Here is a 17,076-nt window from a genome sequence, read left to right on the forward strand (position 1 = left end):
GAAATAAATATGAGTGGAACAGGTTTAGAAAAGCCGGCAGGAAATTACAGATATAGAATTCTTGCCTTACTCTTTGCTGCAACAACCATAAACTATATGGATCGCAGTATTATGGGAGTGTTAGGCCCTACTTTAATGGAGAAATTCCATTGGAGTAACGCTGATTACGGATACATCAATATGGCATTTAAAGCCGCATATGCTATTGGTATGATTACGATGGGTGGTGTAATCGATCGATTTGGAACCAAGATTGGATATACATTATCTATTGCCATCTGGAGTATATTTGGTATGCTTCATGCGGCAGTACGTCCAGCATTTGCCTTGGTAGGTTTTATTGGAGCTAGATTTGGTTTAGGTATTGGTGAAGCTGGTAACTTTCCTGCAGCGGTTAAAACAGTTGCGGAGTGGTTTCCAAAAAAAGACCGTGCTTTTGCAACAGGTATTTTCAATGCGGGAGCGAATATCGGAGCAATATTAGCACCAGCAATGATTGCATTGGTTGTTGCAGGTAATGGAGATAATTGGCAGTTTGCATTCTTAACTACAGGTGTTTTAAGCGGAATATGGGTAACGCTATGGTTAAGAACATACAAGAAGCCAGAGGAACATCCGAAAGTTTCAAAGGAAGAATTGGATTATATCCTGCAAGATAATAAAACACAAACTCAGGAAGGGAAAGATAAGAAGTTAGCATGGTCTCGTGTATTGCCACTAAGACAGACATGGGCTTTTGCCATAGGTAAAATTACCGATGCAGTTTGGTTCTTTTTCTTATTTTGGAGTGGAATTTTCTTCAAACAGAAGTTTGGTTTAGATGATATTAAAGAATTGAGTGGAGCTTTTGTAATAATTTTTATTACAGCTGATGTAGGTAGTATATTAGGTGGGTATTTGTCCAAGTTTTTTATTAACCGTGGATGGAGTTTGAACGCAGCACGTAAGGTTTCCTTGTTAATTTGTGCACTATGTATTGCTCCTGTAGCTTTCGCAGCTTTAACAGATAATGTTTGGATTGCGGTATGTTTAATAGCTTTGGCTTCTGGAGGTCATCAAGCCTGGTCGGCAAACTTGTTTACCATTGTTTCGGACGTAATGCCGAAGAAAGCAATTGCATCTGTAGTTGGAATTGGTGGAATGGTTGGTGCCATTGCAGGTATGTTGGTTGACTTTGCTTTAGGGAATGGTTTAGACTCATCAGGAAATTCATTTTATTTCTGGATGTTCTTGGTTGCAGGTTTACTATATCTTGTGATTCTAGGAATCATACATTTAATGCTACCTAAATTGAAGCCATTGAACGAGGATTTGCAACTTAGCGAATAGCTTCACAATAATTTTATAATTGACGATTGAATAATTGTTAATCTGTTTGGTTAAAGGCAAAGTTGCATTCATTGGAATCGACTTTGCCTTTTTTTAAGATCTATTTAATAGAATTTATCAAGTATAACTTGAGTCTGTTAAATAGATAAAATAAGAATTATTGGAAGCATTGTTTAATAGCAACATATCAGTAAAATATACCGGTCTATTTAATTTTTGAATGCGATAGGAAATGATTTAATTTGTTGCTACAAGGAAGACTCAATCTTGTTGTTAAAAAATACCTGTAACCTATGAAAAAAACCTTTCTTCTATTTGTTTTATTGCTGGAGATCTTGATTTGTCAGGCTCAGGATATTTATTTCGATCACATTGATTTGAAAGATGGTTTGTCGCAAATATCTGTAACTGCGCTTGAACAGGATCATTTGGGCACCATGTGGATTGGGACACGTGATGGATTGAACAGGTTTAATGGTTACGAAATTGATGTATTTCGTCATGAGAGAGAGAATCCCAATAGTATTTTGGGAAATAATATACGTGACTTGCAATTTGATTCCAGAAATCGATTATGGATCTTAACAGAGGAAGGTTTATCAAGTTATAACATTGAAACTGATGAGTTGATAAACTACCCTCATGCCGATGTAAATTGCTTTTATATTGGTAAAAAAGATATCTGGGTGGGAACCAATAACGGACTGTTTAGATTAAAGGAAACAAAATCTGAATTTATTGCTGTAAAAGATATACATACAGAAGAGAATAGTGTCGTTGAGATTTATGAGGACGACAATGGAGATCTTTTTCTAGGAATGAAAAACAAAGGACTCTTGATTAGTCACGTAAACAATGGGAGCCTGAAGACCATATTAAAAGATGAAGTATCCTGTATTTATAAAAGCAAGTTGGACACCATTTGGGTGGGAACAAAGAACAATGGTGTATACGAAATTTATAAAGAAAAGGTATTAAAACACTATACTCAGGATACAGGTCTAGCTCACAATGTAGTTCGCGATATTTCGGAAGATAGGGAAGGGAGAATCTGGATTGGAACTTTCCTTGGAGTTAGTGTTTTGGACGTAAAAAGTCGGAAGTTCTCTAACTATTACCAGTCTGATAAAAACCCCAATGCCCTTAGTCATAATTCAATCTACACCATGTTTCGCGATCATGAGGGGAGTATATGGATTGGAACCTATTTTGGCGGGGTGAATATCTATAATCCTAAAACAAATATATTCAGATACTTTGTTGCTGATCCCGAGCATAATAAATCTATTAATTATCGTGTTGTGGGATCTATGTTAGAAGACGATGACAAGAATCTATGGATTGCAACAGAGGGGGGAGGTGTAAACTTCTACAACAGAAAGGAAAAAAGTTTTACCTATATCACCAAAGGAGAAGGTGTTAAGAGCTTATCAAACAACAATGCCAAAAGTTTATATTTAGATAATGACAACAGACTGTGGATTGGGACTCATATGGGGGGTCTAAATGTTTTGGATATAAAAACAGGACGAATCAAAAAATATTTAAAAAACGATCAGCAGTCTTATTCCATCCCAAGTAACATCATTTCAGCAATTATCCCTTATGAAAACAAATTAATTCTTGGAACCAACCAGGGAGTGGTGTTGTTCGATCCTAAAACTGAAATGTTTACCGATTTCTTTGATGAAGAGGAGCAAAGGCAGCTGGTAGGACAAAAAATCCTTGCTTTACTTCTTGATAAGGATGACAGATTGTGGATAGGTTCAGAAACCAAAGGCTTAAGTGTTTTTGATGTAAAGTCAGGACATCTTAAGAATTATAGAAGGGATAGTAAACATTTTAATCTCAGTAGCGATTTTATCTATCAGATCTATCAGGATCATATGCGAAGAGTATGGATCGCCACCTCGGGTGGAGGCTTGAATCGTTATCTTCCCGAAGATGATAGTTTCAAGGTATACTCTAGCAAGAATTATGACTTGCCGTCTGATTTTATCTATGGGATTACGGAGTCGAGATATGGATTTCTTTGGGTTGCTACCAGTAAAGGGATAAGCAAGTTTGATGTTGAAGAGGAGGTATTCAGAGCCTATGACTACGAAAGTGGATTCCCGCTGGGTGAAATCAATGAAAGAGGATTGTTTATTACCTCAGATGGGGAAGTTTTTGTTGGGGGAATTCATGGAATGGTTTCCTTTTGGGAAAAGGAATTGCAAAACCAAAGTATCAGCCATCCTCTCTATTTTACTTCGTTGAAAGTAAACAACAAAGAGGTTCGTGTTGGCGATGAGAGTGAGATTTTAAGCAAAACATTACCTTTTACCGAAAAAATCAATTTAAACCACAGACATAGTGTAATCTCTTTCGATTTTACTTCATTCAACTATTTAAAGGCAAACAAATCGCAGTACCAGTATTTGATGGAAGGTTTTGATGACAACTGGGTAGATGCGGGATACCGTAGAACAGTAAGCTATACCAATTTGCCTTCAGGAGATTATACTTTTAAAGTGAGAGAGGTATACCGCGATGGTAAATATGGGCAAACAACGAAAATGAATATTCAAATAGATCCCCCTTTTTACAATACATGGTGGGCTTACTTGCTGTATTTAGCTATTGTTGCCAGTATTTTAATCTATATAAACCGCGTATTAATTTCAAAAGCAATTTTGGAGGAAAATTTGAAAAAGGAACAGGTTGACAAGGAACGAATCAGAGAGTTGAATCAATCAAAATTGAGATTCTTTACCAACATATCTCACGAGTTTAGAACTCCCCTTACATTGATTCTGGGGCAATTGGAAGGACTGTTAGATGAATCTGGTATCGCTCCCAAAATCTACAACAAAATTTTGGTTGCATTTAAGAATTCCTATCGATTGAAGAACCTGATTGATGAACTTTTGGAGTTTAGAAAACAAGAGCTCGGATATGTGAAATTAAGGGTGAATGAGCATGATTTTGTAGAATTTACAAAGAGTATATACGACTCTTTTAAAGAATATGCACAACGAAGAGATATCAGTTTTAAAATGGTATGTCATCAGAATAGTATTCCTTTGTGGTTCGATGCAAGGCAGTTGGAGAAAGTGCTGTTCAACTTGCTTTCCAATGCCTTTAAATTTACTGATGATGGAGGTTCTGTATACCTGTTGCTGGATGATTTGGAAAAGCAGGTGGTTGTGAAAGTCATTGACTCAGGAAAAGGAATGCCTGAGGAATATTTAGATAAAATCTTTGATCGATTCTATCAGGTTGATCATTTGAGCCAGCAAAAACATCAACATCTGGGTTCAGGAATTGGATTGGCTCTAACAAAAGGGATTGTTGACCTTCATGGAGGCGAAATAAAGGTAGATAGCAAAACTGACGAGGGATCTTGTTTCGAAGTATATTTGCCTAAAGGGAAAGAGCATTTCAAAGACGAAAATGTTATTTGGGATGAAGAGTTTAAATTTGAGCTTAGCTCCAACACAAAAATGCTTGCCAATCAGGTAGAGGAATCAGAAAGTAGATTGGCTGAAACAAATATCTTACCAACAAATCCGACCTTGTTAATCGTGGAAGACAATTTTGAAGTGCGCGATATGTTGTGCTCTTCCTTTGACGACCATTACACGGTGATTGGGGTTGAGAATGGGCAGAAAGGTTTGGAGAAAGCCATTGAAATACAGCCCGACCTGATTATTAGTGATGTGATGATGCCAGTATTATCGGGTACCGAGATGTGCGAAAAATTAAAGACTGATATAAGTACCAGTCATATTCCAATCATCCTTTTAACTGCTAAAGATGCCTTGGAATATAAGATTGAAGGGATGGAAATTGGGGCCGACGATTACATAACCAAGCCTTTCAATATGAAATTGCTTCAGGCGAGATGTAAGAATCTAATCAAATCAAGAACCTTGCTTCAGGAAAAGTTTAGAACAAATCCAGGCATTGGAGTGAGAAATATTACTTCCAATTCATTGGATGCTGAGCTTTTGGAGAAGGCCATGAAGGTGATTGAAGAAAATCTCGATAATTCAAAGTTTGATGTCAACCAGTTTGCACAGGAAATGTGCCTGGGCCGTACAAGTTTATATGCCAAAATAAAAGGAATTACCGGGCAAACTCCAAATGATTTCATATTGAGTAGCCGGTTGAAAAAGGCCGCTGTAATGCTTCGTTCGGAAGTGGGGGTGAGTGTTTCTGAGGTTGCCTATTCGGTTGGTTTTACAACCCCCCGATACTTTAGCAAGTGCTTTAGCGATCATTTTAAGATTTCTCCGTCGAGGTATGCGAAAGGAGAAGATCCTAAGGTAGAAAATGAATAGATTGAAATAGAATTCAAGGAAAATCCCGCACTCTTTTAGTTCGGGATTTTTTTTGTGGATGTGGTTATTTCAAAAGATGTCAGAGTTATTTTTCTGTACTAACATAATTTGTATCGCTATCTATAAAAAAATAGATTGTTGTTTGTTGTGTGAAAGACCACATCCATTATCATCCAACCATATGTTCAAATTGTCCAATAGACATGCTATAAGTGCCTTTCCTTCATTTCTCGAATGATTTTGGAAATGTTTTGAACAAAATGATAAAGGCTCATTTTATACTGATCATACATTTATGCATTCGTTTGCGAAACTATAAGTTATACAAATATTCTGGAATTAAGCAGACGGAAACGATTTGATGGTTTCAAAAACTGTCTTTGGGAGTAGAATATTTGTGATGACTTGCTTTTACTAAACTCGGTTAGAGAAGTATTCAAATGATGTATTGATGATTTGGATGCCATCTAACACTCTAAACAATTTATGATCTAATGAAAAAAATTATTGGACTGTTTGTATGCCTCTTTATTGTAGGGGTACAATTTCTGAAAGCTCAGGAACGATCCGTTTCAGGAACTGTTACATTGGCTGAAGATGGCTTAGGAGTACCAGGAGCTTCCGTTATTGTGAAAGGAACTTCTATTGGTACTACCACCAATTTAGATGGAAAGTATGTATTGACTGTCCCTACTGCTGGGGATGTTTTGGTTTTCTCTTTTGTTGGGATGAAAACACAGGAGATTAAGGTTGGAACTCAGCAAACCATTAATATTGAGTTGCAGGCTGATAATGTTGGCTTGGATGAAGTAGTTGCCATTGGATATGGAACCATGCGCAAAAGTGACTTGACAGGTGCTACTTCACGTGTATCAGCGGAATCGATTGTGGACATTCAAACACCAAATGTAAGTCAGGCATTGCAAGGGAAACTATCTGGCGTTTCTGTTCAATCGAACAGTGGAGCTCCTGGTGGAGATATTAAAATTAGAATTCGCGGAACTAATTCAATTAACGGTAGCAATGCTCCTTTGGTAATTGTTGATGGTTTTATTGGTCAATCTCTTTCTGATTTGAACCCAAATGATATTGAATCTTTAGAGGTATTGAAAGATGCATCCGCAACTGCTATTTATGGTTCCAGAGGTGCCAATGGGGTTATTCTTGTAACCACAAAAGGTGGTAAAGATGGAAAAATGCAGGTGAGCTACAATGGTTATGTTGGAGTTCAGCAATTAGCAAATAAAATGGATCTTTTAGATGCGGCTTCTTATGCTGAAGTAATCAACCAAAAACGTGTTCAAACAGGAGGAGCTGAAGAGTTTTCTGCTGAGCAGATTGAGAATTTCAAAAGAAATGGTGGTACAGACTGGCAAGATGAAGTGTATCGTACAGCCTTGACTCACAATCATGATTTATCGGTAAGTGGGAAAAAGAATGGGTTTAATTTTTTGTTTTCTGGTCAGTATTTGAATCAGGAAGGGATTCTTAAAAATTCAAACTATGAGAGATTTAGCTATCGTGCGAATGTTGATGTAGATCTTTCAGAGAACTTGAAGATGGGAGTTCGTATCAATGGAATCCTTAGTAAGGACAGACCTCACAAGTTGAGTTGGCCAAACGGATCTATCTCTAATGATGCCGTTACCATGGAGCCTACTCTTCCTATTTACGATGAAGAGGGAAATTATTCCCGTTCTTCATTAGCGACGATATCCAACCCTGTAGCAGATTATATGGAGCAGAATCATTACATCGATAATGTGAAGCAAAATATCAATGCATACTTTGATTATCAAATCAATGATAAATGGAATGTGAGAGTATCTGGAGGTTATAGCACTAGAGATTACGTTTCTAATATGTATTCAAGTGTGAACCTTTACGCTGGTGAAGGAGACAACGGTAGAGCCAATATCAATAACCGCAAGGAGTTTATTTGGCAGAATACCAATATTTTAACCTATAAGAATCAAGTTGGTAAGCATAAAATCAACTTTACTTTTGTGAATGAGCAAACTGGTTCGAAGACACAAGGTTCAGCTTTGGCAGTGAAAAATTTCGATGTTGAAAATGGATTCTATGATGTTTCTTTGGGTAAGGAACCTTTATCGCCATCTTCTTCTTTTGTTGATTGGCAGTTGATGTCGTTCTTAGGACGTTTGAATTATGTGTTCAACGATAAATATCTGGTGACTCTTGCCATGAGAGCTGATGGTTCGTCGAAGTTTGCGGACAATCACAAGTGGGGATATTTCCCAAGTGGATCTTTCGCATGGCGTCTGTCTGAGGAATCATTTATGAAAGATATAGAGTATGTTGACAATTTGAAGTTGCGTTCCAGCTTTGGTGTTACAGGTTCTCAGGCTACTGCGCCATACCAATCTAAAGGTTTAATGAGTACTGGTGTAAACTATCCTATTGATGGTTCTGGTGTTAGTGTAGGAATTGCTCCTGCTCGTTCAAATAATCCATTCCTATCGTGGGAGAAAACCGCCCAGGTAGACTTTGGTTTCGATGTTGCATTGTTCAACGGAAAGTTGTCACTAACTGCTGATTACTACTATAAGAAAACAAAAGATTTGTTGTTGGAAGTGGCTGTTCCTTTCTACACGGGATTCAAATCGGAATTTAAGAACCTGGGAGAGGTTGAGAATAAAGGTATAGAATTTGACCTTGGAACAAACCATTCGTTTGGTGAGTTAAAGTGGAGCAGTAATGTAACAGTAAGTATCAACCGAAACAAAGTAATGAATTTGGGCGATGCTGAGAAAATTATCATGGGTGAGAATAATGCACTTGCATTGATTCAGAAAGGGAAATCTTTAGGTTTAATTTATGGATATAAATTTGACGGCGTTTGGCAGCAAGATCAAGCTGATCAGGCAGCGGTGTATGGCAACAAGCCTGGTGATGCAAGATTTGTAGATGTGAATGATGACAAGGCTATCACTGCTGATGATCGCACGATAATTGGTTATGGATATCCAAAATGGAATATGGGATGGTCAAACTCATTCACATATAAAAATTTCGATATGGATATCTTGTTTACAGGTACATTCGGAAATGATATCAAGAATGAAGTGTATAGCCGTTCAATGGGTTGGGGAAATCAGGATCCTACCAATGTTGATATCCAGAATCGTTGGACTCCTGAAAATCCAAGCAATTCAATTCCTGCATTTAGCACGACTTATAAAACCTCTTATTTAGATAATTCATCTGCAACTGTAGAGGATGGATCTTATATCCGTTTGAGTAATATTTCATTGGGTTATACATTTAGTAAATCAGTACTAAAGCGTTATAACATTGAAAAGATGCGCGTATTTGTAAGTGGACAGAATTTATGGACATCTACCGATTACAGAGGTTACGATCCTGAGGTAAATAACCCGGGAGGAGCAAATAATGCTGACTACCTTGTAGGTTTTGACCGTGCTCCATATCCTTTGGCTAAAGTATTCAATTTTGGTGTTAACCTTACTTTCTAATAAAACTCAGAAGCTATGGAGCTGAATATGGAAAATGCCTATTCTGTTTTCCTTGGGGGCTCCATTTGGCAATTGAAGATAAATGATAAACAGATGAAACGAACATGAATTTTAGCATTCTAAAATACACACATCAGAATGATTAAATTCATCGAGAGTTCCATATGGCAACCATAGACAAATTAAAATCATATGAAAAGATTTATAAATAAATTAAATATTGGCTTTGGCTTGATAATAAGCTTAGGCCTGTTGGGAGGCTGTAATTTTCTGGACGAAGAGGATACATACCTTTTAAGCCCGGATAACTATTTTTCTACACAGCAGGAATTGGATGCTGCAATTTATCCTATTTACACCTACATATATAAGGATGACAGTCGCTTGAATGGTTTAAGCGGAAGAGGCTGGGGATTGAATTGTGGTGCTGACGATATTACTTCAACTCGAGGATTGAACAAGCAAAGGTTGCTTGAATTTGATGATTTCGAAGTTTCTACAGAGAACAACGACCTGGAAATGATTTGGAAGGCTTTGTACCGAGGAATTGGTGCAGCCAATAATGTTTTGAATAACCTGGATAGAATTCAGGAGATTCCAATGTCAGAGGAGTTAAGAAATGCTCGTATTGCCGAGGTTCGTTTCATGAGAGCTTTTGCCTATTTCAACTTGGTACGTTACTGGGGTGAAGTACCAATTGTAAAAGAGTTAATGAATGGCGGTGATGCGCAAAAGATAACAAAATCGTCTATTGAAGAGGTATATGAGTTTATTTTGGCTGATGCTTTGGAAGCAGAAAAGGCATTGCCTGCAACACAAGCAGAAAAAGGACGTCCAACTTTGGGTGCGGTAAAGACTCTGATTTCCTATGTATATCTTCATATGGCAGGATGGCCGTTGGAAAAGGGAACTGAATACTACCAAAAGGCTGCCGATAAGGCAAAAGAGGTGATTGACGCCGGAAATTACCAATTGGAAAATGATTTTTCTACCCTATGGAGTTATGAAGATCGTCTTTCTGAGGGAGAACACATTTTTGCGTTTTATACTGATTTTGCTTCAAATCGAAACTATGGAAGTTTTGGGAACAAGGCTTTCCGTGGTAAGGATGAAGGAGGTTGGAGAGAAGTTCTTGTAGAAAAGGAGTTTGCTCGAAACTATCCTAATGATAATCGTAAGGAATGGACCATTTATGAAACCATTAAATATGACAAGAAGGGGAAACTGATGGCTGAGTCCAAATGGTTCTCATGGGAGAATTCAGAGGAAGCACACCCTTTCATTGCTAAATTCAGAGATATTGGCGGTGCTACCTGGAGCGAGGCTACATCTAATTGTTTGTTTCCAATTTTTCGTTATGCTGATGTGTTGCTAATTTATGCTGAGGCTGCTAACATGGCAGAAGGATCTCCATCGGCTGAAGCCTATGCAGCTTTGTGGGAAGTTCAGGATCGTGCTTACCTTGGAAGTGCTGTGGAAAGCCAAAAGTTAGCTGCCGGAGCTACCAAAGAAGAGTTCGATGCAGTGGTTCTTCAGGAACGTGCCTGGGAATTTGCATTCGAAATGAAGCGTTGGCACGATCTGGTTCGTCGTAAAATGGTTAAAGAGGCAAATGTAAATCATGCGGATGAGCGTAGCGATTTTGATCCGTCAACCATTACTGAGGATAAATATCTGTTCCCAATTCCGGCAAGGGATATCCTGATTAATCCAGATTTATAATATAACATGAGTTCGGTGTAAAATTCTGTTCTTTGTAAGTTCTATTTGTGATAGATTTACGTCGAACTCATTTTAATGAAAGTCGGTACAGTAAGTGCCGACTTTTTATTTTCTATTCCCATTTCCAATACTGCTTGGGGATGGATCATTCTTTCTTAATTATGGTTTCGTGCAACAATTGAAACCATCTACTTAGAGCATTTCCTTCCTGCTTGTAACGATTCTTTTTTATAGTGCTCTGTCTATAAAAAGTTTGAGAAGATTTGAACTTTGATATTTTTGCATCCAAAATCATTCGCTTATGGGTGAAAAACGTGTGATTAGTTGGATTATCGTACTTGAAAGGTGGTAGTTGAATGATATTGGACATGTTTTGAATAAAAATATCACATTGTCCTTTGCAAGCAAAGATACATTTACGCAGTCGTTTTCGGAACGATGTTGAAAATCTAATACTAATCTTATATCAAAACGTTAATTCAATGAATTATTCAAACGATTGTAAAAACAAATGGCGTTTTGGATCCAAATGGTTGGCAGTGGCATTAGCCTTGCTTTCAGTAATTGCATATTCTTGCGATGATGAAAGTGATTCTGCAGAAGACGTTTTGGCTCCAAGTGGTCTGCGTTATGCTTCAGTTACCGAAGTTTATGAAGGAAAGGCAATGGAAACTGCAAAACCTGTAGTTTTTTCAGATTCTCAACCAATTTTTGAAATTGTGGAAGGTGCTGCTGAAGATGGTGGTGTTTATGTAGAGGGTGTATTTACTATTAAGGATTCAACTGGGGTGATTAGCTTAGCTAATGACAACAAGTTGGTCGCTGGTTTATACAAACTGAATGTGAAGGTAAGCAACAAAGTTGGTGAGAAAGTTTTTCCTGAAGCTGTTGAGTTGAGAATTCTTCCAAGTACAATTGAAGGATTGCAGTATGTACCATATGTGCAGACTATTGTTCGTGGAGCTGAAGGACAGAAAACAAGCAAGCCTTTGTTTAAAGGAAGCCAACCTGCTACTTTTTCATTAGAAGGAGAAAGTGATTTTACTATAAGTGCTGAAACCGGTGAGATTTCATTGGCTTTAGATTCAGATATTGAAGCTGGAAACTACAAGTTGTCGGTGAATGTGTCAAATGCTGCAGGTGTAGCTGAGTTTAAAGAGGTAATAATGGTGAAGGTGGAAACCAAGGCATATAATTTGGTTTATTCACCTCAGGAATATTTGGATGTACAACAATTGCAGGCAAAGCAAAGTGCTCAACCTACTGTAGCTGGAACTGGCCCGTTTACTTTCGCGTTGAAAGACGATTTTGGATCATTTAGTATTGATGAAAATACGGGTGTTATTTCATTGCCTGAAAATCATCCATTGGATATTAATACCTACAATCTTACTGTAGTGGCTACTAATGCTCACGGAAGTACTGAGTTTGCAAATGCAGCTTCTTTCCAGATTGTGGAAATCAAAGCGGTATTGCCTTCTAACCTGCAATATTCGAAGTCAGCATATGTGGTTAACGAATCTTTCGCATTCCAGTCTGTACAGCCAACAGTGGTAGGAACAACACCTATTACTTATGCACTTGTTGATAACAAGGGAGCATTTGCAATTGATCAGAACACTGGTGTGATTAGCCTTGCAGAGGGAAATAGTCTTGCCATTGGTGAATATACTCTATCTGTAAAAGCTACGAACATTAAAGGTGAGGTGACTTTTACTGATGTAATTACTGTAACCATTCAGGTTCCAACTCCTGAAGTTGTATTCGAAGATGGATGGGATGAAGTATCTCCTAAGGCTGGAGAAAAAGGATTGGGAAATATGAAAGAAGTAAGTCTTTTGAGTGATCCTGTTCAGGCAACCAATTTCAAATGGGATTACGGCTGGGGTAACTGGAGCGTTATGGATGTGGATAATCTAAGTGCCAGAGGAGCAATCATGATCTCTAAGAAAGCTGAAAATGATGATTGGTTATATGCTGAGAATGTAGATCTAACAAATTTTGTGAATTCTCAATTAGATTTTGCAGCCTATAGTCGATACGGAACCAATAGCAATAATACTCTTGAGTTAATGATTTCTACCAATTTTGCTGGTGATGTTGAAACTGCAAACTGGGATAATCTTGATTTTACTTCGGTTCATAATTTTACATTTGCTCAGGCAAGAATGGTTGATTTAAGTGCATACGATGGACAGGTAGTGACCATTGCATTCCGTCATAAGAGTTTCTTAATTGAGGCTGACAATGGAGATCCGAAGAATTTGAGTAGAACAACATACGTTCAGGATTTCAAAGTTAGTGGTCTTAGAAAATAAAGATTGAAAAGATGACGATGTTAGGATCTAAAAATATAATGAAAGTGGTATCAGCAGCAATGCTGGTATCTCTTCTATTCATTGGAGCAACTGCAGTGGCGGGAGATAAAGCCCCAAAGAATAAGAAATCGGGAAAAGTTACCATCTTTGAAGATGGCTGGCAAGAATTAAAAGCAGTAGAGGGTGAATACCAAACTGGCAATTTTACAGCCATTAGTGTAGAAGGAGAACCTGTTCAGTCTGATAATAAAAAGTGGACAAGTGGATGGGGAAACTGGAGTGTGAACGGTAAAGATGGAAACTCAAAGCGTGGTGTTATCATGGTTCCGAACCAATCGGTAAATGATGACTGGTTGGTGTCTGAGGAAATTGAGCTTGCCAATTGCAAAAAGGCAGAATTGGAGATCGAGGCTTATTCAAAGTATGGAACTGACAGTGCCAATGAATTGAAAGTGTTGATTTCAGACAACTACAAAGGAGATGTTGAAGCTGCCCAGTGGGATGAGTTGTGGATGGAAAGCATTCACAAACAAAACCAGGCTGTGGAAAGAAAGATTAGTCTGAAAAAATACATGGGGAAAAGTGTAGTGATTGCTTTTCGTTCCATTCATAGTGGCAAATCCGTGAAGAATATGACAAGAACAACATTCTTGTCGAATGTTAAAGTTACAGCTATTCGCAAGTAGATTTAGCTGAATTGAAGAATCTTAATTTGTAGAAATGAACTTCATTAATTCAAGAAATAGAATGAGAAATGTAGTACAATGCTTGTTGGTATTGGTGCTAACATTTACAAGCACCTTGTCTTATGCGCAAGGGAAAAAAATTAGTGGGATTGTACTTGACGATACTGGACTGGAACTACCAGGTGTAAGTATTTTGGAAAAAGGGACTACCAATGGTACAGTAACATCAATTGATGGGAAATTTCAAATCTCTGTAGGCAAGAATGCTACCATTGTTGTTTCTTTCATTGGTTTTGCAACTCAGGAAATTACTGTTGGAAATCAGACTGACTTAAAAATTACAATGGCAGCTGATGTTCAGCAATTGGAACAAGTTGTTGTTGTAGGATACGGAACCAAGAGTGTGAAGGATGTTACCGGATCAATTGTATCGGTTCGTCCTGAGGAACTTGCAAAAGCTCCTGTAGCGAATTTCGACCAGGCGTTGTCAGGTCGTATGGCAGGGGTTCAGGTTACCAGTACTGATGGTCAGCCAGGTTCGGGAATGCAGATCGTTATTCGTGGAGCGAACTCGGTAACAGGAGATAATTCACCATTGTATGTGGTTGATGGAATTCCTATGGAGAGTTTTGATCCAGGTATGATTTCAACTCGTGATATTGAAAGCTATGATGTGTTGAAAGATGCTTCTGCTTCGGCTATCTACGGTTCTCGTGGGGCCAATGGTGTAATCATCATCACAACAAAAGGTGGTAAGTCAGGTCCTTCAAAGGTAAGTGTTAATTCATCTGTAGGTGTACAGTGGATTCAGAATCGTTTGGATGTGATGAATCCTTATGACTTTGTTGTTCTTCAGCAGGAAGTTGCTAATGCCAAAGGTGGAGAGTATATTGATAAGTTTAAAGAACATTGGGTAGATCCTGAATTGTATCGCAATAAAAAGGGAACCAATTGGCAGGATGAAATTTTCCGTGAAGCAATCATGAAGAACCTCAATGTATCAATGAGTGGTGGTAACAGCAAAACAAAGCACTACGTTTCTTTCGATTTCCTTAATCAGCAGGGAACCATGATTGAAACGGGTTACGAAAAATACAACGGAAGATTAAAATTAGATCACAACCTAACTGACAAGATTAAAGTAGGTGTGAATATGAACTACTCTGTTATGAAGCAAACAGGTGATAAGGTTGCTGGTAACAACAGAGTTAGTATTTTGGCTGATGCAATTACTTTCCGTCCGGTAGAACCTGTAAACGATGATGGTTTACAGAATGGTATCGACTTGGAAGATCCAAATAATATGCGTTTCAACCCAGTTAAGACCTTGAAGAATACTGATCGTCAGACTGACTGGAATGTTTTCCGTGCAAATGTTTATGCTGATTTTTCTTTGGCAAAAGGCTTGAACTTAAAACTAACAGGAGGATATGTATCTGATAACCGTCGTCAAGAATTGTTCTACGGACAAGAAACCTTGGAAGGATACCAAGGAGCCAATGGTATTAATGGTACGCTTACAGATAGAAGGTACTATACTCTTTCTACTTCGAATGTGTTGACATACAAGACTAAAATTCAGGACCACAAATTCACTGGAATGTTAGGATATGAATTCAGCTCAAGAGATAGTGATTGGTTTAGAGCAAAGAATACTCACATGCCTTTGGATAACCTGGGTGTTGATAATATTGGATTGGGTGAAGAACCTGTCGTTCCTGAATCATATGCTGAGAAATCAACCTTATTGTCATATTTCTCACGTGTTGATTACTCTTTCCGTGAAAAATATTTGTTGACAGCCTCTTTTCGTATGGATGGATCTTCGAAGTTCTTAGGAAAGAACAAGTGGGGATACTTCCCATCATTCTCATTCGGATGGAGAATGATCGAAGAGTCATTTGTTAAAGATTTGAACCTGTTCTCGAATTTGAAATTTAGAGCTGGTTGGGGTGCAACAGGTAACAACAGAATCCCAACTTATTCAGCGCACAGCCAGATGAATGCGGATACTGATAATGGTTACAATTTCGCGGGTCAGTATTCAAAAGGGATTTACATGACCAATCTTGCAGACAAGAACCTGAAGTGGGAAACTACTTATCAGTACAATGCTGGTTTGGATATGGGATTCTTCGACAACAGATTGAATGTGAATGTTGATGTGTACAAGAAGAATACGATAGATCTATTATTGATGCGTTCAATGGCTCCTTCAACATCATTCAAAAGTGTTGTTTCCAACATTGGAGAGATTGAAAATAAAGGTTTGGAGTTTGCCATTACCTCAAGAAACATCGATACAGAAGATTTCCAATGGACCACCAACTTTAACATCTCTTTCAACCGAAATAAAACAGTTAAGTTGAACGACGGAGAATCTTTCATGTTGACAAATCCTGAGTGGAACTATAAGTATACAGAATATCAGTATATCACTGAAGTAGGTGGCCCTGTGGGGCAGATTTACGGGTTGTTGTCTGATGGATTGTATCAGGTTGATGATTTCAATTATGTGAATGGTGAAGGATATGTTTTAAAAGATAATATTGCGGATAACGGTGGAGCGGTTGTTCCAGGTTCCGTGAAATACAAAGATTTGAATAACGATAACACCATTGATGAGCGTGATAGAACTGTAATTGGTAATCCAGAACCTAAGCATTTCGGAGGTATCAATAACTCTTTCAAATATAAGAACTGGGATTTTTCATTCTTGTTCCAATGGTCTTATGGTAATGATATTTTAAATGCCAACAGAGTTGTATTTGAAAGTCCTGATATTAAAGAGAATCACAACTTCTATGCTTCTGTAGCAAATCGTTACACTCCTACAAACCCAACAAATGATATTCACATTATTCGTGGTGAGAAGGCTGTGTTGGGCTATGCTCCGGAAGGAAATAAGGTTTCTGATCGAGTAGTGGAAGATGGTTCTTACCTGAAATTGAAGACTGTTTCTTTGGGATATAACTTCAGCAAGAATTTCTTGAAGAAAACTTGTTTCTCGAAAGCAAGAGTATATGCTTCAGCTCAAAACTTATGGACCTTAACCAACTATTCTGGTTATGATCCTGAGGTTTCAGTAGGTAAGTATGGTGCTTTGACTCCAGGATTGGACTACTCTGCTTATCCTGTAAGTTCAACAGTAACTTTTGGTGTTGACTTAACTTTTTAATTAAAAGCTTATGAACTGCCA

General features: G+C 37.9%; 7 protein-coding genes. All 7 read left to right on the forward strand.

Annotation, left to right across the window (positions count from 1 at the left end):
* The first annotated feature begins 9 nt into the window (after positions 1 to 9).
* The 7 genes from JCM15579_RS06950 (at position 10) to JCM15579_RS06985 (ending at position 17,055) form a co-directional block, all read left to right on the forward strand.
* Complete coding sequence (locus tag JCM15579_RS06950) at positions 10 to 1,329, forward strand: MFS transporter (RefSeq protein ID WP_054717721.1); 1,320 nt, start codon at positions 10 to 12, stop codon at positions 1,327 to 1,329.
* A gap of 293 nt (positions 1,330 to 1,622) precedes the next feature.
* Positions 1,623 to 5,654, forward strand: coding sequence for a hybrid sensor histidine kinase/response regulator transcription factor (locus JCM15579_RS06955; RefSeq protein WP_054717724.1), 4,032 nt, complete (start codon positions 1,623 to 1,625; stop codon positions 5,652 to 5,654).
* 494 nt (positions 5,655 to 6,148) lie between these two features.
* On the forward strand, positions 6,149 to 9,151 hold the full coding sequence (locus tag JCM15579_RS06960; protein ID WP_054717727.1) for a SusC/RagA family TonB-linked outer membrane protein: 3,003 nt from the start codon (positions 6,149 to 6,151) through the stop codon (positions 9,149 to 9,151).
* Positions 9,152 to 9,343: 192 nt separating this feature from the next.
* Positions 9,344 to 10,873 carry a RagB/SusD family nutrient uptake outer membrane protein gene (locus JCM15579_RS06965; protein WP_054717729.1) on the forward strand — a complete coding sequence of 510 codons (1,530 nt, stop codon included), beginning with the start codon at positions 9,344 to 9,346 and terminating at the stop codon, positions 10,871 to 10,873.
* Between the two features lie 482 nt (positions 10,874 to 11,355).
* The gene (locus JCM15579_RS06975) at positions 11,356 to 13,191 is read left to right on the forward strand and encodes a surface glycan-binding family protein (protein WP_054717735.1); all 1,836 of its coding nucleotides are present in this window, start codon (positions 11,356 to 11,358) and stop codon (positions 13,189 to 13,191) included.
* A gap of 11 nt (positions 13,192 to 13,202) precedes the next feature.
* Positions 13,203 to 13,877 carry a choice-of-anchor J domain-containing protein gene (locus tag JCM15579_RS06980; RefSeq protein WP_157471375.1) on the forward strand — a complete coding sequence of 225 codons (675 nt, stop codon included), beginning with the start codon at positions 13,203 to 13,205 and terminating at the stop codon, positions 13,875 to 13,877.
* Positions 13,878 to 13,911: 34 nt separating this feature from the next.
* The gene (locus JCM15579_RS06985) at positions 13,912 to 17,055 is read left to right on the forward strand and encodes a SusC/RagA family TonB-linked outer membrane protein (RefSeq protein WP_083464575.1); all 3,144 of its coding nucleotides are present in this window, start codon (positions 13,912 to 13,914) and stop codon (positions 17,053 to 17,055) included.
* Positions 17,056 to 17,076: the final 21 nt, after the last annotated feature.

Origin of the sequence: Marinifilum fragile JCM 15579 (assembly GCF_001310955.1) — a bacterium.
GTDB classification, from domain to species: Bacteria; Bacteroidota; Bacteroidia; order Bacteroidales; family Marinifilaceae; genus Marinifilum; species Marinifilum fragile.

What these genes read in the sequence shown, in the direction of transcription:
- JCM15579_RS06950 (WP_054717721.1), top strand. Translation starts at nt 10, where the DNA reads ATGAGTGGAACAGGTTTAGAAAAGCCGGCAGGAAATTACAGATATAGA.
- JCM15579_RS06955 (WP_054717724.1), top strand. Translation starts at nt 1,623, where the DNA reads ATGAAAAAAACCTTTCTTCTATTTGTTTTATTGCTGGAGATCTTGATT.
- JCM15579_RS06960 (WP_054717727.1), top strand. Translation starts at nt 6,149, where the DNA reads ATGAAAAAAATTATTGGACTGTTTGTATGCCTCTTTATTGTAGGGGTA.
- JCM15579_RS06965 (WP_054717729.1), top strand. Translation starts at nt 9,344, where the DNA reads ATGAAAAGATTTATAAATAAATTAAATATTGGCTTTGGCTTGATAATA.
- JCM15579_RS06975 (WP_054717735.1), top strand. Translation starts at nt 11,356, where the DNA reads ATGAATTATTCAAACGATTGTAAAAACAAATGGCGTTTTGGATCCAAA.
- JCM15579_RS06980 (WP_157471375.1), top strand. Translation starts at nt 13,203, where the DNA reads ATGACGATGTTAGGATCTAAAAATATAATGAAAGTGGTATCAGCAGCA.
- JCM15579_RS06985 (WP_083464575.1), top strand. Translation starts at nt 13,912, where the DNA reads ATGAACTTCATTAATTCAAGAAATAGAATGAGAAATGTAGTACAATGC.